Source organism: Cellulosimicrobium sp. So1_17 (assembly GCF_055181235.1).
In genome coordinates, this window is record NZ_CM143702.1 from 2,305,498 (window position 1) to 2,328,721 (window position 23,224).

Below are 23,224 nucleotides of genomic sequence, written 5' to 3' on the forward strand. Positions count from 1 at the left end.
CCCACGGCAAGCGTGATCGACGAGAACTGCGAGGAAGACACCCATGCCGAACCATCTCTCCCCCTCGGACCCGGCCACTGTGGTGGTCGTGTCCGGCAACCCGCGCGCGGGCTCCCGGACGCTCTCCGCGGCCGAGGCGCTCGCCCGCCGGGTCGCGGCCCACCTGGCCCCTGAGGTGCCTCCCCACGTCACGACGATCGACCTCGCGACGCTCGGGGGCGAGCTGCTCGCCCCCGAGCACCCCGCGGCCGACGCCGCGCGCGAGCGGCTCGCCGCCGCGACGGTCGCCGTCGTGGCGACGCCCGTCTACAAGGCGTCCTACACCGGCCTGCTCAAGGCGTTCCTCGACCTCTACGGACCGGACGGTCTCGCGGGGGTCGTCGCGGTCCCGCTCGTCGTGTCGGGGAACCCGGCGCACGCGCTCGTCGGCGAGGTGCACCTGCGCCCCGTGCTCGTCGAGCTCGGCGCCGTCGTCCCGACCCGCTCGTTCACCGTGACCGAGCCGCAGCTCGCGGACCTCGAACCGGTGGTCGAGGCCTGGATCGGCCGCGAGGGCGACGCGCTGCGTCGCGCCGTGACGCCGCTCCACCTCCCGTCGGACGGGCCCGACCGTGAGCCTGCGGTCGTCGACGCGTTCGCGGGGGTGGCCCGATGACCGCCGAGCCGGAGGCCCGCGACGCCGACCTGTCCCACCTGGAGGCGCTCCTGGCCGAGCAGGACGAGCCGCAGGTCACGCCCGACGAGTACAAGTCCGTGTTCCGCGGCCACCCCGCGGGTGTCGCCGTGATCGCGCTCGAGCACGACGGGCGCCCCGTCGGCTTCACCGCGACGTCGGTCATCTCCGTGTCCGCCGCACCCCCGCTGCTCGCGTTCTCGCTCGCCTCGACGTCCTCGTCGTGGCCCGCGATCTCCGCGGCGCGCACGCTCACGGTGAGCTTCCTCGCCCACCATCAGGACGACGTGTCCGCGCGGTTCGCGACGAGCGGGATCGACCGGTTCGCCGACGGCGGCTGGTCCCGCCTCGAGTCGGGCGAGCCCGTCATCGACGGTGCGCTGTCGTGGGTCCGCGGTCGCGTCGTCCAGCGCACGCCCGTGGGCGACTCCTACCTCGTCTCGCTGCGCGCGCTCGCGTCGAGCGCGGGGCCCGGCGGCGGCGACCGGCGACCCGGAGAGAGCGGTGCGCCGTCACCGCTCGTCTACCACGACCGCACCTACCACCGGATCGGCGACCACTCGGTGCTGTGACCGGGTGGTCACCAGCTCCAGCCGCGCGCGCTGAGCTCGAGCTCCTCGCGGAACCGCTCCTCGTCCCCCGCGCGGAAGCCGACCTGCAGAGGCATGTCCTCGACGGGAAGGCCGGTGAGCCGGCACGCCTCGCGCAGGAGCGCGTCGTACGCGCCCTGCACGGCCAGGTAGTGGTGCGCGCGGGCGTAGACCTCGGGGTCCGCCTCGATGCGGCGCAGCTCAGCCGCCAGCTCGCTGAGCCGGACCTGGAGGCCCAGGGTCACGAGGGGGTCGGGCGCGGCGACCCCACGCCGACCATGACGCCGGGGTGGCCGTGGGCGGACCGGGAGCGGACGGGGGCGGAGCGCGCGGAGCAGCACCCAGCACACGGCGGCGAGCGTGCACGCCGTCGCGCACCAGAGCATGACCTGCCACGTCATCGGAGCGGACCTCGTGAGCCCGTCCCGCGGGCTCCCCGCGGGACCTCGTAGGGACGTCCTCAGTCTACGGCGAGGTCGCCCGCGGGAGCCATGCGTAGGCGGCCGTCCTGCGTCGGCCAGCCCGCGGTCAGCCGGCGAGCAGGTCGGCCTGCGGGTGCCGGACGCCCTGCACGTCGCCGCGCGGGATGCTGGCGCCGATCGCCGCGACGTCGTCGGCCGTGAGCCCGACGGACGCCGCCGCGACGTTCTGCTCCAGGTAGGCGAGCCGCTTCGTCCCGGGGATCGGGACGATGTCGTCGCCCTGCGCGAGGAGCCACGCCAGGGCGAGCTGCGCCGTCGTGACGCCACGCTCGGCCGCGAGGCCCTCGAGCGTGCGCACGAGGCCACGGTTGTGCTCGAACGCCTCGCCCGCGTAGCGCGCGTGCGCGCGGCGCACGTCGTCCTCGGCGAAGGCGTCCGGCGCGTCGACCGTGCCCGTGAGGATGCCGCGGCCGAGCGGGGAGAAGGGCACGAACCCGATGCCGAGCTCGCGCAGCGTCGGGAGCACCTCGTCCTCCGGGTCCCGCGTCCACAGGGAGTACTCGCTCTGGACGGCGGTGACGGGATGCACCGCGTGGGCGCGGCGCACGGTGGCCGCGGACGGCTCCGAGAGGCCGATCGCCCGGACCTTGCCCGCCTCGACGAGCTCGGCGAGCGCCCCGACCGTCTCCTCGATCGGCACCTGCGGGTCGATGCGGTGCAGGTAGTACAGGTCGAGACGGTCGGTCCCGAGCCGCGAGAGGCTGCGGTCGATCGCGGCCCGCACGTACTCGGGCCTGCCGTCGACGCGACGGCCGTCGGGGTGCCCGCCCGCAGGCGGCAGGCCGAACTTGGACGCGAGGACGATCTCGTCCCGGTGGGCGCCGAGGACCCGGCCGATCAGCTCCTCGTTGCGGCCGTGCCCGTAGACGTCCGCCGTGTCGACGAGCGTCACCCCGAGCTCGAGGGCGCGGCGCAGGACGGCCTCCGCCTCGACCGCGTCGGCCGGTCCGTACGCGTCGGTCACGGACATGCCGCCGAAGCCGAGCGCCGAGACGGTGAGCGCGGCGTGGCCGCTGCCGAGGGTGCGGGAAGCGAGGACGGAGGGTGCTGGTGCGTGGTCGTCGGTCATGACGACAGCGGACCACCCGGCATCGCCCGGCGCAAGCGTCCGGGCGAGGCTCTCACCTGTCGGGAGGACGTGAACGGGACGCGGTCAGGTACGGCTGTCCTTGCTGGCGGGACCGCCCCGTGGGTCCTAAACTGGAATCGTTCCAGAAAAGATCGACGAGGTGCCGACCTGCACGACGGGCGGCACCGAGAGAGCGAGGAGCACCATGACCACGCCGACCATCACCCGCGGCACCGCCCGCTTCCAGGCGTCCGAGACGCTGCGCGCCCACCTCCAGCGCGTGCTCGTGGATCTCGTCGACCTCCACCTCCAGGGCAAGCAGGCGCACTGGAACGTGACGGGCCGCGGCTTCCGCGACCTGCACCTCCAGCTCGACGAGCTCGTCGACGCCGCCCGGGAGCACAGCGACACCGTCGCCGAGCGCCTGCGCGCGCTCCAGGCCGTCCCGGACGGACGCACGGAGACCGTCGCGACGACGACCGACCTCTCCCCCTACCCCGCGGACCTGCTGTCCGTCGGCGACACGGTGACCACGGTCGTCGAGCGCGTCGCGCAGACCGTCGCGGTCGTGCGCGAGGTGCACGACGCCGTCGACGCCGAGGACCCCACGAGCGCCGACCTCTTGCACGAGATCCTCGCCGACCTCGAGAAGCAGGCCTGGTTCCTCTCGTCGGAGAACCACGAGGTCTGACGCTCCACGTCCCCGACGCAGATCTCACGCCCTGGGACCCGAGCGAGCTCGCGGTCCCGCCCGGTGCTCGCACCCGTCGAGGTCAGGCGATGGCGGCGGAGCGGTGCGCGGGACCGGCCAGCCCGAGCGTCTCCCGCAACGTGGTGCCGGGGTACTCGGTGCGGAACAGCCCCGCGCGCTGCAGGAGAGGGACCACACGCTGCACGACCGCGTCGAGGTCCGTGGACAGCGACGACGGCCGGAGGAGGAAGCCGTCCGCGGCTCCCGCGACGGTCCAGTCCTCGACGGTGGCTGCGAGATCGCGCGCGGTGCCGACGTGCGTCAAGGACCCCGTGTCCCAGCTCACGCCCTCGAGGTCCTCGATGAGGTCGAGGCGCGCCTGCGCGCTCGCGCGGTCCTGGCCGACGACCACATAGGCGTCGACCAGGACGCGCAGGTCGTCGGGGCGCCGACCGACGTCGGCCGCCGCGGACCGCAGCCGCTCCCGCAGCGCGACGGCCTCGTCGCGGCTCGACGTGCGCACGCGGACGACGTCTGCGCGGCGTACCGCGAGATCCTCAGACTCGGGCGACGTCACGCGGACGACGACGGGCGGCCGGCCCTGCGGCGGGCGCGGCACGGTCGGCGCCTCGTCGACCACGAAACGGATGCCGTCGCGGTCGACGCGGTGGACCGCCTCCCGGTCGCGGGAGCGGCCGCTCGCGACGTCCCGGGTCCGGGTGGCCCCGTCCTCCCAGCCCTCCCAGAGGCACGCGACGGCCCCGACGACCTCGGCCGCCTCGGCGACGCCGTCGGCTGCGCGCTGCGGACCCCTCCGTCCGGACGCGGCGGCGTCCGCGGGCGTCGTCGACCACCCGACCTGCCAACCGGCCCGGCCGTTGCTCACGTGGTCGATCGTCGCGAGGGCTCGGGAGACGTGGAACGGCTCGGCGTGCGTCGTGCTGACGGTCGGGACGAGGCCGATGCCCACGCTCCGTGGCGCGAGGCGCGATGCGACGAGCGCCGCGTCGAGCCGCCCGCGAGCGCCGCGACCGTGCTGGGGCGAGAACGCGTCGTCGAGCGTCACGAGGTCGAGCAGCCCGCGCTCGGCGGTCGCGACGAGCTCGACGAGACGCCTGGCGTCGAAGAGCCGCTGCGTCCGGGCGCCCGCCGTGCTCCACGCGGCGGGATGCGCACCCGCGTCGGTGAGGTCGACGCCGAGGTGGACGCGGTAGGGAGGGGTGGTCGTGCCGGGCATGGGTCATCCGTTCTCGAGGCACGCGGACGCACAGGCGCCCCGGCGAGGAGCAGGCCCGAGCGCTGCCGGACGCGGTACACGGTGGCGAGGTCCAGGACGCGGCCGGCGACGGGCGTCGCGGGCGTCGGCGATGCAGGCGGTCGGCGGTCGGCTAGCGACGACAGAGGTGCCGGCCACAGGTCCGGGAACGCTCGTCCCGGCAGGCGGCGATCAGGAGGCAGGTCGCGGTGCGGCACGCCGCACCGCGCGACGGGAGGTGGCCCATCATCGCCCCCCTCCGGTGTCGGCCTCACGACCATGTCGTCACCGGGACCGTGATGTCTCGGTGCGGGGAACCTACGAGGGCTCCCGGGGGGTGTCAACGCGATCCGGGCGGCTTCCCACATACTGGACCAATGTTGTCAACATTGGCCTCGTAGGGCCTGAGTTTGCACTCAGTGCAACGATGCACCTAGTGTCGTGACGTGATCCCCGAGCCCCCGCCCGCTGACCGGCGCGCCGCCCTGCGGCAGCGCCACCGGCGCGCCATCGTCGACGCCGCCGCGGCGCTCCTCGACGAGCGGAACGGCGCCCCGTTCACCGTCGACGAGCTCGCCGCACGCGCCGACGTCGCCCGCCGCACGGTCTTCAACCACTTCTCGTCCGTGGACGACGTCGTGGCAGAGGTCGGTGCGCGCGTGCTGGGCGAGGTCGCCGCCGACTTCGGCGCGAGCGCCGCCGCGCCCCGGGACGACGAGCGCGACGGCTCGCTCTTCGACGAGCTCGCCGAGCTCCTGCGCGCGACCGACCTCGTCGCGCCGATGGCCTACCTGACGCGCGTGCTCGGCAGCGAGGGCTGCGCCGAGCCGTCGCCCCGCGTCACGGCGATGGTCGCGCGGACGTTCACCGACCTCAGCGAGCGGCTCGTCGTGGGCCTCTCGCGACGGCACCCCGAGGCCGACCTGCTCGACGTCCAGCTCCTCGTCGCGTCGTTCATGAGCGGCCTCATGGTCGTCCACCGCCACTGGTGGGAGGCCACGGGCGCCGCGGACGACGCCGCGTCCCGGGAGGTCTGGAGCGGGCTGCTCGACCACCTCGTGGAACGCGCGCGGCACGGGCACGCCGCGCCGTCGGACCGCACCTCCTGACGCACCCGGCACGACAGCCGCACCGACCACCCGGACCACCCCCGCACCGTCCTGACCGCTCCCTCACGAAGGACCCTCATGGCTGAACTCCTCTACCGGCTCGGGCGCGCGTGCGCGCGCCGGGCACGGACCGTCCTCGCGGCCTGGCTCGCGATCCTCGTCCTCGCGGGCGCGGCGTTCGCCGCGTTCGGCGGCACCCTCGCGACCAGCTTCTCGATCCCCGGCACACCGACGGCGGAGGTCACCGAGCGCCTGCAGTCCGAGCTCCCGGAGGCCTCGGGCGGCAGCGGCACCATCGTGTTCCAGACGGAGGACGGCTCGGCGTTCACCGCCGAGCAGGAGGCCGCGATCGGCGAGCTGATCACGACGGCGGGCGACGTCGACGGCGTCGAGACCGTGATCGACCCGTTCGCGACCCAGACCGAGCTCGCCGACCAGGCCGCCCAGGTCGAGGACGGCCGCACGCAGATCGCCGACGGCCGCGAGCAGATCGAGGCCGGGCGCACGCAGCTCGAGGACGGCCAGGCGCAGCTCGACGCGGCACGTTCCCAGCTCGACGCCGGACAGGCCCAGCTCGACGAGGCCCGCGCCCAGGCGGAGGCCGCGGGCATCGCCGACCAGGCCGCACCGCAGCTCGACGCGCAGCAGGCGCAGCTCGACGCCGGGCGGGCCGAGCTCGACGCGCAGGCGGCGACGATCACGGAGCAGCAGGCCGCGCTGGAGGACCAGAGCACCGAGCTCGAGGACCAGGCCGCTCAGCTCGAGCTCTCGGCGCCGCTGCTCGAGATGGCGTCGGACATCCGCATGGTCTCCGAGGACGGCAGCGCCGCGGTCGCGAGCGTGTCGTTCACCGAGCCGAACATGAGCATCGAGCAGCAGACGAAGGACGACCTCGTCGCCGTCTTCGCCGACGACCCGGTCGACGGGGTGCAGACGGACTTCTCCGCCGACATCACCCAGGGCGTCCCCCAGGTGTTCGGGGTCGGCGAGGCGATCGGCCTCGTCGTCGCGGCCGTCGTGCTCGTGATCATGCTGGGCACGCTGGTCGGCGCGGGGCTGCCGCTCCTCACGGCGCTGATCGGCGTCGGCATCGGCGCGCTCACCGCGATGTCGCTGTCCGGCGTCGTCGACATGTCGTCCGTCACCCCGGTGCTCGGGCTCATGCTCGGGCTCGCCGTCGGGATCGACTACTCGCTGTTCATCATCAACAGGCACCGGCGGCAGCTCAAGCAGGGCGACGAGGTGCACGAGTCGATCGGTCTCGCGAACGGCACCTCCGGCAACGCGGTCGTGTTCGCGGGCGCCACGGTCCTCATCGCGCTGCTCGCGCTCAACGTCACCGGCATCCCGTTCCTCGGGCTCATGGGCACGGTCGGCGCGCTGTGCGTCGCGATCGCGGTCCTCATCGCCGTCACGCTGACCCCGGCGCTGCTGGGCATGATCGGGATGCGCATCCTCAGCAAGCGCGAGCGGGCGCGGCTCGCCGGGGCGACCTCCGCCGGCGGTGCGACGGGCGCGTCGGCGGCTACGGCGTCGGGCACGACCGGGGCGGACGCGGGCGCGGCGGCGCCGGGTGGCGCACCCGCGAAGCCCGTGCGACCCATGTCGACACCGCGCGCCCTCGCGACGGTGCTGCTCAGCATCGCCGCCGTCGCCGTGATCGCCCTGCCCGCGCTGGACCTGCGGACCAACCTGCCGGACGGCTCGTCCGAGGCGCACGACTCCACGCAGTACCGCGCCTACTCGACCGTCGCCGAGCAGTTCGGGGAGGGCACGAACGGGCCGCTCCTCGTCGTCGCCGACCTCCCGGGCGAGCCCACGGAGGACGAGGCGCTCGAGTACCAGGTCCGCATCGCGGAGGAGCTCTTCGCGCAGGACGACGTCGTGGCCGTGGCGCCGATCGGCACGTCGGAGGACCGCACCGTCGCCGCGTTCCAGGTCGTGCCCGCCGAGGGTCCGACGAGCGAGTCCACCGAGGAGCTCGTGCACAGCCTCCGCGACCTCGAGCTGCTGGACGGCGACGTGACGATCGGCGTCGCCGGTTCCGCGAGCGGCAACATCGACATCTCCGACAAGCTCGCGCAGGCGCTGCCGATCTACCTCGGGGTCGTCGTGGGGCTGTCGCTGATCATCCTGATCCTCGTGTTCCGGTCGATCTTCGTGCCGGTCGTCGCGACGCTGGGGTTCATCCTGTCCTACTTCGCCGCGCTCGGCGGGGTCGTCGCGATCTACCAGTGGGGCTGGCTGGCGGGGGTGTTCGGGGTCGAGACGCCGGGCCCGGTGCTCAACTTCCTGCCCACGCTGCTCGTCGGGATCCTGTTCGGCCTCGCGATGGACTACCAGCTGTTCCTCGGCTCGGGGATGCGCGAGGCGTACGCCCACGGGGCTCCGGCGCGGATCGCCGTCGTGCAGGGGGTACGCGCCGGCCGCGCCGTCGTCACGGCTGCCGCGATCATCATGATCTCCGTGTTCGGCGGGTTCGTGTTCTCGCACAGCGCGATGATCCGGCCCATCGGGTTCGCTCTCGCGTTCGGCGTGCTCGTCGACGCGTTCGTGGTCCGCATGCTCCTCGTCCCGGCACTCATGCACCTCGCGGGCGACAAGGCGTGGTGGCTGCCGCGCTGGCTCGACAGGATCCTGCCGGACGTGGACGTCGAGGGCGCCGCCCTCGAGCGCCGGCACCCGCACGAGCACGGGTCGGCTCCGGCCGAGCCCGCGCAGACCTCCGGCGGCGCGACCGAGCGGGAGCCCGCGAAGGGCTGAGGCCCGCCGGTGCTCGCCGAACCCCGGGTCGTGCGTCGATCGTCGTGCTGATCGGCGCACGACCCGGGGTTCGGCACGTCACCGGAGGGTCAGGCTCGCGGGAGAGTCAGGATCGAGCGACGTGGACCGTCGCGAGGATCGCGCGGTGGTCGGCGTCGGCGATCTGCACGGAGCGGACGTCGGTCACGGCGTTCTCCCGGTCCGTCACCACGTGGTCGAGGTCGAGCAGCGCGGGCGTGCCGAGCCGCGCCGACCACGACAGGTTGAGCCCCTGACCGACGCTGCGCGTCGCGTCGTGGAACCGGTCGCCGAGCAGGCTCCGGAACGACGCGTGGTCGTAGGTCGCGTTGAAGTCGCCGACGAGCACCTGCGGCAGCGGGTCGTCCTGGACGCGTGCGGTGAGCCGCAACAGCTCCGCCTTCCACTGGTGCGTGATCTCGGGGAGCGGCGGCACCGGGTGCACGGCCGTGACGCGCACCGGGCGCCCGTCGACCTCGACGGTCGCCGCGGGCATGGCGAACGTCGAGAACTCCGTCGTGTCGACGTCGTCGAGCGGCAGCGCGCTCCACAGCCCGCTCCCCGGCGACCCCGTCCCGACCTTCGCGTCCACGTGGTGCGGCAGCACGTCCTCGATCCCCGCGGCGACGAGCCGGTCGCGGAAGTCCGTCGTCAGCTCGACGACCGCCAGGACCTGCACGTCCTCGGCACGCACAAGGTCGACGACCTGCGCCGCGTCGGCCTGACCGAACCACGCGTTGACGCCGAGCACACGCAGCGGCGCTGCCCCGGCGGGCGGCGCCGCCTGGTCCGGGACGAAGAACGGCGCGAGCCAGATCGCGTGCCCGACGACGCACGCCGCGACGAGCACGGTGAGCAGTCGACGCCGCGCGACCACCACGACGACGAGGAGCAGGGCGGCGAGCGCCCCGACCCACGGCGTCATGCCCACGAGCTGCGCGAACGGCGTCGCGGCGTCGAACGGGACCAGCCGCACGAGCGTCATGGCGGCCACGACGACCGTCAGGGTGACCAGCACCGCTCCGAGCACCGGGCCGCCGGGGCGGCGACGCGTCGTCACGCGCGCCCGGCTCGTCGCCGAGGTCCGCGGCCGGGTGGCGCCCCGCGACGTCCCGGCGCGCGGGGTGCGCGCCGGGCCCGCTGCCCGCGGGGTGCGTGCCGTGCCCGGCGCCCGCGGGGTGCTCGACGGCCGGGCCGCTCCCGACGCCCGCGGCGTGCGCTGCCGTGTCATGGCACGGGACTCTGGCACCCGGGGCGCCAGGACGCGACGGGCGGCACGACGTCGGACCCCGACCTCCACGAAACCCGCGCAGTCGACGCGTCGACCGCCGATCCGTGGGGACGCACGACGACGCCCCGGCCGCCGACATGCGTACGGCGACCGGGGCTGTGCTCCGACGGCAGGGTGTCGTCAGCCGAAGATGCGCGGCAGGGTCTCGCGGAACGCGGCGTCGGCCTCGGCCAGCGCGATCGTGAACAGGCCGTCGACCTCGAGCGCCTCACCGGAGTCGGACGCGACCGACGGCTCGGTGCCCGTCTCGCCGATCTTCACGACCGGCACGCCGCGCGCGACGCACGCGTCGATCAGCTGAGCCTCCTCGCTGCCCCCGTTCGTCTGAGGAACGGCCACGAGCGCCCGCGCCGTCGACTCCGAGAACAGCGCCTCGAACGGCGTGACGCCGTCGCGCTCGACGACGGCGTCGAGCGACACCGTCGCGCCGACGCCGAACCGCAGCGACGCCTCGAGCAGCGCCTGGACGAGCCCGCCCTCCGAGAGGTCGTGCGCCGCGGAGACGAGGTCGTCGCGGCTCGCGTTGACGAGGACGCCTGCGAGCGCCTTCTCGGCTGCGAGGTCCACGCGCGGCGGGACTCCGCCGAGGTGGTCGTGCTCGACGTCGGCCCAGGCCGACCCGTCGAGCTCGCCCCGCGTCGTGCCGAGCAGGTAGATGCTCTCCCCCGCCTCGCGCCAGCCGGACGGAGTGGCGTGCGCGACGTCGTCCAGCACGCCGAGGACACCCACGACGGGCGTGGGGTGGATCGACGAGTCGATCTGGCCAGGCTCGCCCGTCCCGTTGTAGAGCGAGACGTTGCCGCCCGTCACGGGGACGCCGAGCTCGCGGCACGCGTCCGCGAGGCCCTCGATCGCCTCGACGAGCTGCCACATCGAGTCGGGGTCCTCGGGCGAGCCGAAGTTGAGGCAGTCGGTCACCGCGAGCGGGCGGGCGCCCGTCGTCGCGACGTTGCGGTAGGCCTCCGCGAGCGCGAGCTGCGCGCCCGTGCGCGGGTCGAGCTTGCCGTAGCGGCCGTTCGCGTCGGTCGCGAGCGCGACGCCGAGGCCCGTGGACTCGTCGACGCGGACCACGCCCGAGTCGTCGGGCTGAGCGAGCGCGGTGTTGCCCTGGACGAACCGGTCGTACTGGTTCGTCACCCACTCCTTCGACGCGAGGTTCGGGGAGGTGAGCAGGCGCAGCGCGGTGGCGCGGAGCTCGTCGCCCGACTCCGGCCGCGGGAGGCGAGCGGCGCCGTCGGGACCCGAGACCGTGTCGGCGTTGAGGCCGTCCTGCCACGACGGGCGCGCGTACGGGCGGTGGTACACCGGTCCCTCGTGCGCGACCGTCTTCGGGTCCACGTCCACGATGCGCTGCCCGTGGTGGTCGATCGTCAAGCGGCCGGAGCCGTTGACCTCGCCGATGACGGCGGTCTCGACGTCCCACTTGCCGGTGATCGCGAGGAACGCGTCGAGCTTGTCGGGCGCGACGACCGCCATCATGCGCTCCTGCGACTCCGACATGAGGATCTCGCCCGCGTTGAGCGACGGGTCGCGCAGCAGGACGTCGTCGAGCCACACGTGCATGCCGCCGTCGCCGTTGGAGGCGAGCTCCGACGTCGCGCACGAGATGCCCGCGGCGCCGAGGTCCTGGATGCCCTCGACGACCTTCGCCGCGTACAGCTCGAGGCAGCACTCGATGAGGACCTTCTCCATGAACGGGTCGCCCACCTGGACGCTCGGGCGCTTCGCGGGGACGCCGTCCTCGAACGTCTCGGACGCGAGGATCGACGCGCCGCCGATGCCGTCGCCACCCGTGCGCGCACCGAAGAGGATGACCTTGTTGCCCGTTCCGGACGCGTTCGCCAGGTGGATGTCCTCGTGCCGCAGCACGCCGAGGCACAGCGCGTTGACGAGCGGGTTGCCCTGGTAGGAGCCGTCGAACACGAGCTCGCCGCCGATGTTCGGCAGCCCGAGCGAGTTGCCGTAGCCGCCGACGCCGCTCACCACGCCGTGCACGACGCGCGCCGTGTCGGGGTGGTCGACCGCGCCGAAGCGGAGCTGGTCCATGACCGCGACCGGGCGCGCGCCCATCGAGATGATGTCGCGCACGATGCCGCCGACGCCCGTCGCGGCGCCCTGGTAGGGCTCGACGAACGACGGGTGGTTGTGCGACTCGACCTTGAACGTCACGGCCCAGCCGTCGCCGATGTCGACGACACCCGCGTTCTCGCCGATACCGACGAGCAGGTGCTTCTTCATCTCGTCCGTCGTGGCCTGGCCGAACTTCGACAGGTGCACCTTGGACGACTTGTAGGAGCAGTGCTCGGACCACATGACGGAGTACATCGCGAGCTCCGCGGCCGTGGGGCGGCGCCCCAGGATGTCTCGGATGCGCTGGTACTCGTCGGGCTTGAGACCGAGCTCGGCGTACGGCTGGACCTCGTCGGGGGTCTCGGCGGCGTGCTCGACGGTGTCGAGAGCGGGGCGTGCAGAAGCCTGGGATGCGGGGGCGGTCATCGGTTCCCTCGGGTGGGCGCTGGCGGGGAGCGCACGACGGCGCGCGACCAGTCTACCGGCGGGCCACCGCGCCGTCGGCGAGGCCAGTTTGCGAGACCGGACCCCGGGACCGGCCGCGAGACCCGTCGCTCCACGGGCGGCGATCGTCGTGTACTGTCGCTAACATACCGCGCGGTCGGTACGGGACTCTGGACGACGACGTCAAGGAGGTTGCGAGCGATGGAGATCGTCGGCGCCGTGCTCGAACGGACGGGTGCCGCGGCGCCCTACGCCACCTCGCGCCCGCTGCGCGTCACGACCCTCGAGCTGGACCCGCCCGGGCCGGGCGAGCTCCTCGTGCGCATCGAGGCCGCAGGGCTCTGCCACTCCGACCTGTCCGTCGTGGACGGCAACCGTCCCCGGCCCGTGCCGATGCTGCTCGGGCACGAGGCGGCGGGGATCGTCGAGGAGGCGGGCGACGGCGTCGACGACGTCCGGGCCGGCGACCGCGTCGTCATGACGTTCCTCCCGCGCTGCGGCGCGTGCCCCGAGTGCGCGACCGACGGCCGCCTGCCGTGCCGCGCGGGCAGCACTGCGAACGCGGCGGGCACGCTCGTCGGCGGCGCGCGGCGCCTGCGCCGAGACGGCGCACCCGTCCACCACCACCTCGGCGTCTCCGCGTTCGCGACCCACGCCGTCGTGAGCCGCACGTCCGTCGTCCCCGTGGACGACGACGTCCCGCCCGACGTCGCGGCCCTCCTCGGCTGTGCGGTGCTCACCGGGGGCGGGGCCGTGCTCAACGCGGGGCGCCCGCGACCGGGCGAGCCGGTGCTCGTCGTCGGACTGGGCGGCGTCGGCATGGCCGCTCTGCTCGTGGCCCGGGCGCTGGGCCACGAGGTGATCGGCGTCGACGCGGTCGAGGACAAGCTCGCGACCGCCCTCGCGCTCGGCGCGTCCGCCGTGCACACGCCCGCGTCGCTGGCCGAGGCCGCGGTCCGGGCGCCCGTGGTCGTCGAGGCCGCAGGCAGCGCCCGCGCGTTCGAGACCGCGTTCGCCGCGACCGCACCCGGCGGCACGACCGTGACCGTGGGCCTGCCCGGCCCCGACGCCCGGTCGTCGGTCTCCCCGCTGACGCTCACCGCCGAGGCGCGCACCGTCGTCGGGAGCTACCTCGGCTCGGCCGTGCCCGCACGCGACATCCCCCGCTACGTGCAGCTCTGGCGCGACGGCGTGCTCCCGCTGGAGCGCCTCGTGTCCGCGCACGTGGCCCTCGACGACCTCTGCTCCGCGATGGACCGCCTGGCGACCGGCGCGGAGCTGCGCCAGCTCGTCCGACCGAACGAAGGGACACCCCGATGACCGAGACCCCCACCGAGCAGGGCACCGGCCGACCACCCCGCACCGCGATCGTCACCGGCGGCGCGCGCGGCATCGGCGCCGCGATCGCCCGGCGGCTCGCCGCCGACGGCCTGCGCGTCGCCGTCGTCGACCTGCGCGAGGAGCAGGCCGCCGAGACCGCGAAGGGTATCGAGGACGACGGCGGCCGTGCCGTCGCGATCGGCGCGGACGTCGCCGACGCGGCGGCCGTCGAGACCGCCGTCGCGCGCGTCGTCGACGAGCTCGGCGCTCCGACCGTCCTGGTGAACAACGCCGGCATCCTGCGCGACAACCTGCTGTTCAAAATGTCCGACGACGACTGGGACGCCGTCCTCGGCGTCCACCTGCGCGGCGCGTTCCTCATGACCCGGGCCGTGCAGCGCCATCAGGTCGAGGCGCGCTGGGGGCGGGTCGTGAACCTGTCCAGCACGTCCGCGCTCGGCAACCGGGGGCAGGCGAACTACTCCGCCGCGAAGGCCGGGATGCAGGGGTTCACCAAGACGCTCGCGATCGAGCTCGGCCCGTTCGGCGTGACCGCGAACGCGATCGCCCCCGGGTTCGTCGCCACGGACATGGTCCGCGAGACGGCCGCGCGCGTCGGGATGGGGTTCGAGGAGTTCTGCGAGCTCGCCGCCCAGGAGATCCCGGTACGCCGGGTCGGGCAGCCCGAGGACATCGCGGCGCTCGCGTCGTTCCTGTGCTCGGAGGAGGCCGGGTTCGTCTCGGGCCAGGTCGTCTACGCGGCGGGAGGTCCGCGCGCATGAGCACCGCGTCCACCGGCCCGACGCCGGCCCCGCCGACCCCGCGGACCGACACCGTGATCCGGGTGGCGTCGGTCGCCGACCTGCCGTCCGCCGTCGGACGCTCGGCCACGTCCGAGCGGTGGGTCGTCGTGGACCAGGCGCGCATCGACGCGTTCGCGGACGTCACGGAGGACCACCAGTGGATCCACGTCGACCCGGAGCGCGCCGCAGCCGGGCCGTTCGGCGCGCCCGTCGCGCACGGCTACCTCACGCTCTCGCTCCTGCCGGTCCTCACCGCGGGCCTGCTGGACGTCGGCGGCGTCGCGATGCACGTCAACTACGGCCTCGACTCCGTGCGCTTCCTCACCCCGGTCCGCGCCGGGTCGCGCGTGCGTGCGACGTCGACCGTCACGGGGGTGGACGACTCCCCGCGCGGGGCCCGCGTCCGCATCCGCGTGAGCGTCGAGGTCGAGGGCGCAGAGGGCTCCGACAAGCCCGCGCTCGTCGCGGACACCGTCGTCCTCGTCGTCCCGGCCTGACCGGCCGGGCCACCCATCGGCGCGGGCGGTCACGAACCGTGAGCGCCACGAGGCCCGTCCCGCAGCGCGCGGGGCGGGCCTCCCGTCAGCCTCCGCGTGTCGTCACCCTCGGGCGCCACGGCCGAGGACCCCGACGAGCACGCCCCAGACCAGCCGGTCGAACCGCGCGTCGAGGTCCGGCGGCTCCGGCGGGGTGACGGGCGACGCCGCGCCGAGCGCGGCCGCGATGCTCGGGTGCTCGCCGTCGCCGGCGACGGCGACGAGACGAGCAGCGAGCTCTGCGTCGGCACCCCGCCGCACCTCCGCGTCGACGAGAGAGCGGACGACGGTGTTGACGATCGCGAAGGCCTCGAGCTTCGTGGGACCCGGCACCTCGACGCGCGCGAGCGCTGCGAGCGCACGCTCGGCGTACGCCATCGACCGCGGCCCCGTCCCGACCCTGCTCCCGAGCGCGTCGAGGAGCCACGACCGGCGGAGCAGCAGTGCCCGCACCCGTCGGGCGAGCTCCACGACAGCGTCGACGCCATCGCCCTCGAGCGTGAGGTCCAGGTCGGCGAACGCCTCGTCGACCATGAGGTCGACGAGCTCGGCCCGCCCCGTGACGTAGCGGTACAGCGATGCCGGCGCCGTTCCCGCCGCCGTGGCCGCGGACCGCATCGTCACGCCGTCCAGCCCGTCGGCGTCCGCGACGCCACCTGCCGCACGGCCGAGACCTTCGCGGGTCAGAGCGGGCGCCGGGCCCCGCGCGCCCCGTTCCGGACGGTCCCACACAGTCGGCGCCACGACACCCTCCGTCCTGCTAGCCTCACTGCGAACAACAATCGCAGTTTATGGGAGATCGGCATGGTCGGCAACGCGCAGTGGACACCCACCCGGTACGCGCACAACGGGCAGGTGCGGATCGCCTACGACACGTTCGTCGGTAGCTCCGGCGACCCGCTGGTGCTCGTCATGGGGCTCGGGACGTCGAGGTTCTGGTGGCCGGACGGCCTGTGCGCAGCCCTGGCCGACGTCGGCTTCCAGGTGCTCCGCTACGACCAGCGTGACGCCGGCGAGTCGACGCGCATGCCGGAGGTGCGGACCACGAACCCGTTCGTGGCGCTCACCCGCGGCACGGGCGAGGCCTACACCGCGGAGGACATGGTGGACGACGCCGTCGCCGTGCTCGACGCCGCCGCCATCCCTGGCGCGTTCGTCGCCGGGCACTCGATGGGAGGCCTCCTCGCGCAGCGGCTCGCGATCCGGCACCCGGACCGGGTGCTCGGGCTGGTCTCCGGGGGCGCCGTCCCCTCCGACGCCTCCGGCCTCACCACCTGGCGGCACCTGCGGCTGCGCACGATGGTCCGCCTCGCCCGGACGACGTTCCCCGCAGGGCGACAGGGCGACATCGACGCCTCGGTCGCCCTGGCTCGGCTCATCGCCTCGTCCACCTACCCGGCCGACGAGGACGCCGTCCGCACCTGGGCGCAGCGCGAGGCCGACAGCGGACCTCGCGACGCGAAGGCCCAGAGCCGTCAGATCGGCGCGCCCTGGAGCGGCGGGCGCCTCGCCGACGTCGTCGCGCCGACCCTCGTCGTCCACGGCGAGGAGGACCCCCTCGTCAAGCCGAGCGCCGCGCGCGCGATCGCCGGCGCGATCCCCGGGGCGCGCGTGCGGATCCTCCGCGGCGTCGGTCACGATCTCCCCGCGGCGTCGTGGGCCGAGTACGCGCGGGAGGTCCGGGCGCTCGCCGACCGGACCCGGGCGGCGAGCGCCTGACTCGTCAGGGCACGCGCTCGAGCACCATCGCCATGCCCTGCCCGCCGCCGACGCACATCGTCTCCAGCCCGTACCGTCCGCCGGTCTCCGCGAGGCCGTGGACCAGCGTGGAGGTGATGCGCGCGCCCGTCATGCCGAACGGGTGCCCGACGGCGATCGCGCCGCCGTGGACGTTGAGACGCTCGACGTCGACGCCCAGCTCCTTCGCGCTCGGCAGCACCTGCGCCGCGAACGCCTCGTTGATCTCCACCAGGTCGACGTCGTCGATCGTCAGCCGGGCGCGCTCGAGCGCCTGGCGGCTGGCCTCGACGGGGCCGAGGCCCATGATCTCGGGCGACAGCCCGCTCACCCCGGTCGAGACGATTCGGGCGAGCGGCTGGAGCCCGAGCTCGTCGACCACGCGGCCGCTCACCACGACGACCGCCGCGGCCCCGTCGTTGAGCGGGCAGCAGTTGCCCGCCGTCACGGTCCCGTCGGGGCGGAACACCGGGTCCAGGCCCGCGAGCGACTCGACGGTCACGCCCGCGCGAGGGCCGTCGTCGGCCGTCACGCGCGTGCCGTCCGGGAGGGTGACGGGTGTGATGTCGCGCGACCAGAACCCGCTCGCGAGCGCCGCCTGCGCGCGCTGCTGGCTCAGTGCGGCGTACTCGTCCTGCTCGCGGCGCGACGTGCCGGTGAGCTGGGCGACGTTCTCCGCCGTCTGGCCCATCGCGACGTAGACGTCGGGGAGGTCGCCCGCGAGCCGCGGGTCGATCCACGACTCGGCGCCGGCCTCCGAGCGGAGTCCCGTGCGCCCGACGGCGGCCGCGAACCGGGGGTTGGTGAGGTCCTCCCCCGGGATGTGGTCGGCCGTGCCGCGCGCGGTGCTGCTCACGGACTCGACCCCGGCGGAGACGAACACGTCGCCCTCGCCGGCGCGGATCGCGTGGAACGCCATGCGCGTGGTCTGCAGGCTCGACGAGCAGTAGCGGTTGACGGTCGTGCCGGGCACGCCGTCGAGCCCGAGCAGCACGGCGACGACGCGGGCCATGTTCATGCCCTGCTCACCTCCGGGCTGCCCGCACCCGAGCAGCAGGTCCTCGACCCGGCCGGGGTCGAGCGTGGGTACCTGGGCGAGCGCGGCCCGGACCATGTCGGCGGCGAGGTCGTCCGGGCGCACCCCCCGCAACGACCCCTTGAACGCGCGCCCGATGGGCGAGCGGGCGACGGCGACGACGTAGGCCTCCTGCACGGTGGCCTCCCTTCGGTGGTGGGGAACTCGGTGGCGGGGACTCGGGGACGGGTGATCGGTGGTGCCGGACGGTTCAGACGAACGCCTGGATGCCGGTGATGGCCCGCCCGACGATGAGGGTGTTCATGTCCCGCGTGCCCTCGTAGGTGTAGACGGCCTCGGCGTCGGCGAAGTAGCGCGCGACGCCGTGGTCGAGCTGGATCCCGTTGCCGCCGAGGACCTCGCGGCAGCGCGCGACGGTCGCCCGCATGCGCGTCGTCGCGAAGGACTTGGCGAGCGCGGCGTGCTCGTCGCGCTGGCGCCCCTGCTCGGCGAGCACCGAGAGCTGGCGGCACAGCGCGATGCTCGCCGTGATGTCGGCGAGGGACTCCGCGAGCTTGTCCTGCACGAGCTGGAACGACCCGAGGGGGCGCCCGAACTGCTCGCGCGACGCCACGTAGGCGACCGCGGCCTCGTACGCGCCGACGGCGAGCCCGACCGCCTGCCACGCGACCTCCGCGCGCGTGGGTCGCAGGACCGCGGCGACGTCGCGGAACGAGGAGACGCGCTGGAGCCGGTCCTCCTCGGCGACCTCGACGCCGTCGAGCTCGATGTCGGCGTTCTGCACGGTGCGCAGCGCCTGCTTGCGCTCGATCTTCGTGACGGTCAGGCCGGGCGAGCCCGTGCGGACGAGGAAGCCCTTGACCTGGTCGTCCGCGACGTCCTTCGCCCAGACGACGATCACGTCGGCGAACGTCGCGTTGCCGATCCAGCGCTTCGCCCCACGCAGGGTCCACGTGTCGCCGTGGCGCTCGGCCGTCGTGCGCAGGCCGCGCGCGGTGTCGGAACCGGAGTACGGCTCCGTGAGCCCGAACGCACCCATCAGCTCGCCCCGGCCCATCGGGGGCAGCCACCGCTCGCGCTGCTCGGGCGACCCGCCGCCGGCGATCGCGGTCATCGTGAGGCCGGTCTGGACGCCCACGAACGTCGCGATCGACGGGTCGATCCGCGCGAGCTCGAGCGCGACCCAGCCGCGGTAGAGCATCCCGTTCTCGAACCGCGCCGTCTCGGGCAGGTGCGCGCCGAACAGACCGAGGTCGGCGAGCCCGGGGATCAGGTGGTGGGGGAACTCGGCGCGGTCCCAGCAGTCGTCCGCGATCGGGCGTACCTCGCGCTCGAGGAACTCGCGGATGCGCAGGACCCGTTCCTGCTCGTCGGGCGCGAGCTCGGTCTGCACCCCGTAGAAGTCGCTCGCGAGCGTCGTGGGCGGGGCCACGGTGGTCGTGGACATGCGTGCCTCCGGTGGATCGTCGGTGATCTCCTCGCGGCCAGTGTGCATCAAAATCCAAAATGTTGCACGCATCGGTCGACGCGGCGGTAGAGTGCCCGGCATGGCAGGTGACGACGACGCGCCCGGCACGACGGCAGGTGGGACCGCGGCAACGACAGCCCCGGCCCCCGGCGTCCCCCGCGCCGACGGCCGGCTCGGGCACGTCGGGACGGCCGCCGCGCCGTCGTGGCTGTCGGAGCGGCTCGTCTCGGGGACGCACGCCGACACGGTCACGGCGTTCCGGCGCGCGCGCGAGACGTTCATCGCGGGCGAGCGGATCGACATGGGTCGGCTCGCGACGTCCCTCGGCGTGGACCGCACGAGCCTGTTCCGGTGGGTCGGCAACCGCGACGCGCTGCTCTCCGAGGTGCTGTGGTCCCTCGCCGTCCCCACGCTCGAGCAGGCCGACGACGCGGCCGCCGGGCTGCGCGGGGCCGAGCGCGTCGCGTCCGTGCTCACGACGTTCGTCCGCGACCTCATCACGGCCGGGTACTTCCGCACCTTCCTGCAGCGCGAGCCCGCCCGCGCCCTGCGCCTGCTGACGACCAAGGAGAGCCAGATCCAGCGGCGCTACGTCGCCGAGGTGGAGGCGCTCGTCGACGCCGAGCTCTCGCCCCGACCGCTCGGGCGCGACGTCGCTCCGCGCGAGCTCGCCTACCTGCTCGTCCGCATCAGCGAGTCGTTCACGTACGCCGACCTCATCGCGGGCGACGTGCCGAGCGCGGCGCGCGCACAGACGGCGTTCGAGCTCGTGCTGCACCTCGACCGACCCGACCCCGCGGCGTCGTGACGCACGCTGCAGCGCCCGACCGGGCGCCGTCGTGCGCGGCACCCGATCCCCGTCGTCGCCCCCGGAGGAGCCCGTGACCACGCCGCCCGCCCCGCCCGCCTACGGCCACCGCTCGCCGTTCCCGACCCGCTGGAACGACGACGACGTCTACGGCCACGTGAACAACACCGTCTACTACGAGGCGATGGACACCGCGATCAACACGTGGCTCGTGCGCGTCGCGGGACTCGACCGCCTGACCGGCCCCGCGATCGGGCTGTGCGTGAGCAGCTCGTGCGAGTACCGCGCGTCGGCGTCCTTCCCGGACCCGCTGGAGGTGGGCGTGCGGGTGGGACGCCTCGGGACGTCGAGCGTCGCGTGGGAGCTGGGCATCCTGCGCGCGGGCGAGGACGTACCGATCGCCGAAGGCCGGTTCGTGCACGTCTTCGTGGACCGCGAGACGCGTCGCCCGACCCCCGTCCCGGCGGGCATCCGGGCCGCGATCGAGCGCGACCTCCTGGTCCCCGCAGCGGTGAGCTGAGGCTGGGCATCTGTCGTCGCGAGGGAGCGATGGCGACAGATCCCCAGCACTCAGCGGTCCGGGAATGGGTCGAGGAGGTCGTGAGACGGCGTCATACCGACCGCGCGGTATGATCGCTTGAAGCCGGTCGATCCGGCGTCCCGACGACGCGCGACGCAGCGCGGAGAGGTGGTCGACGATGACCCGACCGACGGCGAGCCCGCCCGGGCTCGACGTGCACCGGCTCGACCAGTGGTTGCGCCGGACGCACCCCGAGCTCGCCACGGAGCGACCCGTCTCCGCGACCGTGATCGCCGGGGGCCGGAGCAACCTCACGTACCGCGTCGAGGGCGCAGCCGTCCCGCTCGTGCTGCGCCGGCCGCCGCTCGGCCACGTGCTGTCCACCGCGCACGACATGGCGCGCGAGCACCGCGTCATCGCGGCGCTGGAAGGCACACCCGTCCCGGTGCCACGCGTCGTCGACCTCGTCGACGACCGCGACGGCGCTGCCGGTACCGGGACGCCGTTCTTCCTCATGGAGCACGTCGCCGGCGAGGTGCTCGCGCACCCGGCCCAGAACGTCGCATACTCCCCGACCGAGCTGCGCGCCCTCTCGCTCGAGCTCGCCGAGACGCTGGCCGAGCTGCACCGGGTGGACCCGGCCGACGTCGGGCTCGCGGACTTCGGCCGACCGGACGGCTACCTGGAGCGCCAGCTGCGCCGGTGGGCCACGCAGCTCGACGCGTCGCGCTCGCGCGACGTCCCCGCCCTCGACGCGCTCGGCGCGCTCCTGCGCGAGCACGTCCCGGCGCAGCAGTCCGCGGGGATCGTGCACGGCGACTTCCGGCTCGACAACGCCATCGTGAGCCGCGGCGTCGGGGCGCGGGTCGGCGGGGCCGTCGACGGGACGTCGGACCGGACGACCGACGGGGCGCCGCGCGTCGCGGCGATCCTCGACTGGGAGATGGCGACCCTCGGGGACCCGACCGTCGACCTCGGGATGCTCGGGCTCTACTGGGACATCGGCGCGCTCGGCGAGGCGGCCGCAGGCGTGGCGACGAGCGCCGTCGACCTCGCCGCCGGGTACCCGGCGTTCGACGAGCTCGTCGACGCCTACGAGGCCCGGCGCGGTCGACCGGTCCCGGAGCTGTCCTGGTACCGCGCGTTCGGCGCGTACAAGCTCGGCGTGATCCTCGAGGGCGTGCACTACCGCTACCGCGCGGGCGAGACCGTGGGCGACGGCTTCGACGTCATCGGCGACCTCGTCGGACCGCTCGCCGACGAGGGCCTCGCGCGCCTCGCGACCACCCGGAGGGGATGACCGTGGACTTCGAGCCCGACACCACGACGCGCGACGTCGTCGACCGCGCCCAGGCGTTCCTCGACGAGCGCGTGCTGCCCGCGGAGCCCGTGCTGGCGCGCCAGGTGGAGGCGACGCCCGACGACTGGTCGTTCCGGCCGGTCGTGCGCGAGCTGCAGGCCGAGGCGCGCGAACGCGGTTTGTGGAACCTCTTCCTGCCGGGCCCGGACGGCGGCGGTCTCACGACGCTCCAGTACGCCCCGGTCGCCGAGCTCTCCGGGCGCAGCCCGCGGCTCGCGCCCGTCGCGATGAACTGCGCCGCGCCCGACACCGGCAACATGGAGCTCCTGCACGACTTCGGCACTCCCGAGCAGAAGGAGCGGTGGCTCGCGCCGCTCCTGCGCGGCGAGATCCGCTCGGCCTTCTGCATGACCGAGCCCGACGTCGCGTCCTCGGACGCGAGCCAGATCGCCACGCGGATCCGGCGGGACGGCGACCACTACGTCGTCTCGGGGCGGAAGTGGTGGTCGACGGGGGCCATGAATCCTGACGCGAAGATCCTCGTGGTCATGGGTGCGACGGACCCGGACGCCGACCGGCACCGCCGGCAGAGCATGATCCTCGTGCCGCGTGACACCCCGGGCGTGCGCGTCGTGCGCCCCCTGACCGTGTTCGGCTACGACGACCGCGAGCACGGCGGCCACGCGGAGATCGTGCTCGACGACGTCCGGGTGCCCGCGGCCCACCTCGTCGCCGGAGAGGGCGACGGCTTCCGCATCGCCCAGGCGCGGCTCGGGCCGGGGCGCGTCCACCACTGCATGCGCGCCCTGGGCATGGCGGGACGGGCGCTCGACCTCGTACGCGAGCGCGCGACGTCGCGCACCGCGTTCGGGCGGACCCTCGCCCAGCAGGGTGTGGTCCGGGAGTGGGTCGCGGAGTCGCGCGTCCAGCTCGAGGCGCTGCGCCTGCTCGTGCTCAAGACCGCGTGGCTCATGGACACGGTCGGCAACCGCGCCGCGATGCGCGAGATCCAGGCCATCAAGATCGCCGTGCCGCGCGCCGTGCAGCAGATCCTCGACCGCGCGATCCAGGTGTTCGGCGCGGCCGGTCTCTCCGGCGACCAGCCGCTCGCCGAGATGTTCGCCGCCGCGCGCGCGATGCGGCTCGCCGACGGACCCGACGAGGTCCACCTCGCGGCGCTCGGCCGGGCCGAGCTCGCCACCCCCGCACCGCCGACGCCGCCCGGGCGCCGGTGACCGTCG

Annotated in this window: 21 protein-coding genes; 13 read left to right on the forward strand and 8 right to left on the reverse strand. The window is 74.3% G+C overall.

Translation table 11 applies throughout. The annotated features are described in order from the left end of the window. Positions 1-43 precede the first annotated feature (43 nt). Both ACZCLJ_RS10160 and ACZCLJ_RS10165 read left to right on the forward strand, forming a co-directional pair. Positions 44-655, forward strand: coding sequence for an NADPH-dependent FMN reductase (locus ACZCLJ_RS10160; RefSeq protein WP_463103587.1), 612 nt, complete (start codon positions 44-46; stop codon positions 653-655). After that, a complete protein-coding gene (locus tag ACZCLJ_RS10165; RefSeq protein ID WP_463103588.1) occupies positions 652-1,245 on the forward strand; it encodes a flavin reductase family protein in 594 nt (197 codons plus the stop codon). Before ACZCLJ_RS10160 ends, ACZCLJ_RS10165 begins: the two co-directional genes overlap by 4 nt. A gap of 8 nt (positions 1,246-1,253) precedes the next feature. Here ACZCLJ_RS10165 and ACZCLJ_RS10170 read toward each other — a convergent pair whose 3' ends face one another. Both ACZCLJ_RS10170 and ACZCLJ_RS10175 read right to left on the reverse strand, forming a co-directional pair. Beyond that, positions 1,254-1,664: a hypothetical protein gene (locus ACZCLJ_RS10170; protein WP_463103589.1), complete on the reverse strand. Its 411-nt coding sequence runs from the start codon at positions 1,662-1,664 to the stop codon at positions 1,254-1,256. 127 nt (positions 1,665-1,791) lie between these two features. Continuing rightward, positions 1,792-2,814 (reverse strand): aldo/keto reductase, encoded by a 1,023-nt coding sequence (locus ACZCLJ_RS10175; protein WP_463103590.1) that lies wholly within the window; start codon positions 2,812-2,814, stop codon positions 1,792-1,794. A gap of 205 nt (positions 2,815-3,019) precedes the next feature. On the opposite strand from ACZCLJ_RS10175, the gene dps reads away from it, so the two are divergent. Beyond that, positions 3,020-3,505, forward strand: a complete 486-nt coding sequence (gene dps / locus ACZCLJ_RS10180; protein ID WP_251152532.1) for a DNA starvation/stationary phase protection protein Dps — start codon at positions 3,020-3,022, stop codon at positions 3,503-3,505. Between the two features lie 82 nt (positions 3,506-3,587). Here the strand turns inward: dps and ACZCLJ_RS10185 are convergent, their stop codons facing one another. Beyond that, on the reverse strand, positions 3,588-4,742 hold the full coding sequence (locus ACZCLJ_RS10185) for an LLM class flavin-dependent oxidoreductase (RefSeq protein WP_251152533.1): 1,155 nt from the start codon (positions 4,740-4,742) through the stop codon (positions 3,588-3,590). Between the two features lie 464 nt (positions 4,743-5,206). Here ACZCLJ_RS10185 and ACZCLJ_RS10190 point away from each other — a divergent pair, with 464 nt between their 5' ends. Both ACZCLJ_RS10190 and ACZCLJ_RS10195 read left to right on the forward strand, forming a co-directional pair. Then, on the forward strand, positions 5,207-5,869 hold the full coding sequence (locus tag ACZCLJ_RS10190; protein ID WP_463103591.1) for a TetR/AcrR family transcriptional regulator: 663 nt from the start codon (positions 5,207-5,209) through the stop codon (positions 5,867-5,869). Positions 5,870-5,947: 78 nt separating this feature from the next. Then, positions 5,948-8,632 (forward strand): MMPL family transporter, encoded by a 2,685-nt coding sequence (locus ACZCLJ_RS10195; protein WP_463103592.1) that lies wholly within the window; start codon positions 5,948-5,950, stop codon positions 8,630-8,632. Positions 8,633-8,738: 106 nt separating this feature from the next. On the opposite strand, the gene ACZCLJ_RS10200 is transcribed toward ACZCLJ_RS10195, so the two are convergent. Both ACZCLJ_RS10200 and purL read right to left on the reverse strand, forming a co-directional pair. After that, entirely contained in the window at positions 8,739-9,710 is a 972-nt protein-coding gene (locus tag ACZCLJ_RS10200; RefSeq protein WP_463103593.1) for an endonuclease/exonuclease/phosphatase family protein, read from the reverse strand. Between the two features lie 351 nt (positions 9,711-10,061). Then, the gene (gene purL, locus ACZCLJ_RS10205; protein WP_463103594.1) at positions 10,062-12,437 is read right to left on the reverse strand and encodes a phosphoribosylformylglycinamidine synthase subunit PurL; all 2,376 of its coding nucleotides are present in this window, start codon (positions 12,435-12,437) and stop codon (positions 10,062-10,064) included. Between the two features lie 219 nt (positions 12,438-12,656). Here purL and ACZCLJ_RS10210 point away from each other — a divergent pair, with 219 nt between their 5' ends. The 3 genes from ACZCLJ_RS10210 to ACZCLJ_RS10220 are packed head-to-tail and all read left to right on the forward strand — an operon-like array spanning position 12,657 to position 15,075. Beyond that, positions 12,657-13,775, forward strand: coding sequence for an alcohol dehydrogenase catalytic domain-containing protein (locus ACZCLJ_RS10210; RefSeq protein ID WP_463103595.1), 1,119 nt, complete (start codon positions 12,657-12,659; stop codon positions 13,773-13,775). Beyond that, positions 13,772-14,557, forward strand: a complete 786-nt coding sequence (gene fabG, locus ACZCLJ_RS10215; RefSeq protein ID WP_463103596.1) for a 3-oxoacyl-ACP reductase FabG — start codon at positions 13,772-13,774, stop codon at positions 14,555-14,557. Before ACZCLJ_RS10210 ends, fabG begins: the two co-directional genes overlap by 4 nt. After that, the gene (locus tag ACZCLJ_RS10220; protein WP_463103597.1) at positions 14,554-15,075 is read left to right on the forward strand and encodes a MaoC family dehydratase; all 522 of its coding nucleotides are present in this window, start codon (positions 14,554-14,556) and stop codon (positions 15,073-15,075) included. The genes fabG and ACZCLJ_RS10220 overlap by 4 nt, the downstream gene beginning before the upstream one ends. A 102-nt stretch (positions 15,076-15,177) precedes the next feature. Here ACZCLJ_RS10220 and ACZCLJ_RS10225 read toward each other — a convergent pair whose 3' ends face one another. Continuing rightward, on the reverse strand, positions 15,178-15,858 hold the full coding sequence (locus ACZCLJ_RS10225) for a TetR/AcrR family transcriptional regulator C-terminal domain-containing protein (protein WP_463103598.1): 681 nt from the start codon (positions 15,856-15,858) through the stop codon (positions 15,178-15,180). A 60-nt stretch (positions 15,859-15,918) separates the two neighbouring features. Between ACZCLJ_RS10225 and ACZCLJ_RS10230 the strand changes: the two genes are divergently transcribed. Next, complete coding sequence (locus ACZCLJ_RS10230; RefSeq protein WP_463103599.1) at positions 15,919-16,833, forward strand: alpha/beta fold hydrolase; 915 nt, start codon at positions 15,919-15,921, stop codon at positions 16,831-16,833. A gap of 4 nt (positions 16,834-16,837) precedes the next feature. On the opposite strand, the gene ACZCLJ_RS10235 is transcribed toward ACZCLJ_RS10230, so the two are convergent. Next, positions 16,838-18,064: an acetyl-CoA C-acetyltransferase gene (locus ACZCLJ_RS10235; protein ID WP_463103600.1), complete on the reverse strand. Its 1,227-nt coding sequence runs from the start codon at positions 18,062-18,064 to the stop codon at positions 16,838-16,840. Between the two features lie 73 nt (positions 18,065-18,137). After that, a complete protein-coding gene (locus ACZCLJ_RS10240) occupies positions 18,138-19,334 on the reverse strand; it encodes an acyl-CoA dehydrogenase family protein (RefSeq protein ID WP_463103601.1) in 1,197 nt (398 codons plus the stop codon). A gap of 100 nt (positions 19,335-19,434) precedes the next feature. Here ACZCLJ_RS10240 and ACZCLJ_RS10245 point away from each other — a divergent pair, with 100 nt between their 5' ends. The 4 genes from ACZCLJ_RS10245 (at position 19,435) to ACZCLJ_RS10260 (ending at position 23,218) form a co-directional block, all read left to right on the forward strand. Then, positions 19,435-20,163, forward strand: a complete 729-nt coding sequence (locus ACZCLJ_RS10245) for a QsdR family transcriptional regulator (protein ID WP_463103602.1) — start codon at positions 19,435-19,437, stop codon at positions 20,161-20,163. Between the two features lie 73 nt (positions 20,164-20,236). Beyond that, positions 20,237-20,683, forward strand: a complete 447-nt coding sequence (locus ACZCLJ_RS10250; protein ID WP_251152546.1) for an acyl-CoA thioesterase — start codon at positions 20,237-20,239, stop codon at positions 20,681-20,683. Between the two features lie 178 nt (positions 20,684-20,861). Beyond that, complete coding sequence (locus tag ACZCLJ_RS10255) at positions 20,862-21,983, forward strand: phosphotransferase family protein (RefSeq protein ID WP_251152547.1); 1,122 nt, start codon at positions 20,862-20,864, stop codon at positions 21,981-21,983. Between the two features lie 2 nt (positions 21,984-21,985). After that, positions 21,986-23,218, forward strand: coding sequence for an acyl-CoA dehydrogenase family protein (locus ACZCLJ_RS10260; RefSeq protein ID WP_463106394.1), 1,233 nt, complete (start codon positions 21,986-21,988; stop codon positions 23,216-23,218). Positions 23,219-23,224: the final 6 nt, after the last annotated feature.